The organism is Bradyrhizobium sp. P5_C11_2, from assembly GCF_054049755.1.
On record NZ_JBFULT010001045.1, the window covers coordinates 1 to 1235 of the forward strand.

The window sequence follows — 1235 nt, forward strand, 5'->3', positions numbered from 1 at the left end:
GCGTCTTCTTCGTATTCTCCTTCTTCATCTCGACGATATTCCTTCTGAAAATCTCAGAAGGCTACTCGCGCGCGACTATTATCGCACAGTCAGTGAGTGTCCTCTTTACGGTGCTTTGCACACGGGCAATATGGTTCTCACTACTTCAGCCTGCCATTGCATCAGGGTTGATCGACGCCAGGCGCATCATACTCATAGGGGGGCCGAGTCATTGCTCCCAATTTTCCGCTCGAGCAGTCGCCACCGGAATCCGAACCATCCGTTCGTTCGACTTTCCGACGGCTCGCACCGACACCTCAGTCGTGGCCCGTCCCGGCGCGGTCGAAGTGCTACCTGATACCCGCCAACTAGTCGCAAATTGCCGGCCCCTCCGCGCAGATGACATTGTCATTTTGACCTCGGAGCCCGATGTTCCGACTGCTCTCGCGCTTGCCAGCGCCCTATCGGACCTGCCAGTTGACGTTCACGTCGTCCCTGTTGGATCTATTGATCTCATGGCGGTGTCGCGGATCACGCAGTTCGGCAACATCGTGACAATGCGGATCTTCCAATGCCCCCTCACTCCTTTCAACCGAGCAATCAAGCGAGCATTCGACATTGCCGCTGCAATCGCTGGCCTTATTGTGGCTAGCCCCCTTTTCGTCATCGTTCCGCTCGCAATCAAGCTAGACTCTCGCGGGCCGGTGCTATTCCGCCAGACACGGCACGGCTACAATAACGAGCGCATTCGCGTCCTGAAATTCCGAACGATGACAGTGATGGAGGATGGCGACAACTTCAAACCTGTCGTCAGGCACGATCCACGAGTGACTCGTCTGGGACACTTCTTGCGCCGTACTAATATCGATGAGCTTCCGCAGTTGTTCAATGTCCTGGCCGGCGACATGTCGCTCGTCGGGCCCCGTCCACACGCGACCTCGCAAAACGAGGTGTTCGCTGAGCTTATTTCGTCGTTTTCCCGTCGCCACAACGTCAAGCCAGGCATTACCGGTTGGGCTCAGGTCAACGGTCACCGCGGCGACACCGATACCCTCGAGAAGATGCAGCGGCGTGTGGAGCACGATCTATACTATATCGACAACTGGTCGCTCCTTCTCGATCTCAAAATCATAGTCATGACCTTTCTTTCAAGAAAGGTGTATTGGAATGCCTATTGACGCCTTTCCGTCTGCTGCACACCTTCTACTGATCGCCCTTCGATTTAGCTGGGTAGCCGCTGCGGAATCGTCCAAGAA

1 protein-coding gene is annotated in these 1235 nt (G+C 55.5%); it reads left to right on the forward strand.

Translation table 11 applies throughout. The features are described from left to right. The coding region (locus ACXJL8_RS41525; RefSeq protein WP_456687088.1) for an undecaprenyl-phosphate glucose phosphotransferase at nt 1-1157 on the forward strand (1157 nt) is incomplete at its 5' end. Nucleotides 1158-1235 lie beyond the last annotated feature (78 nt).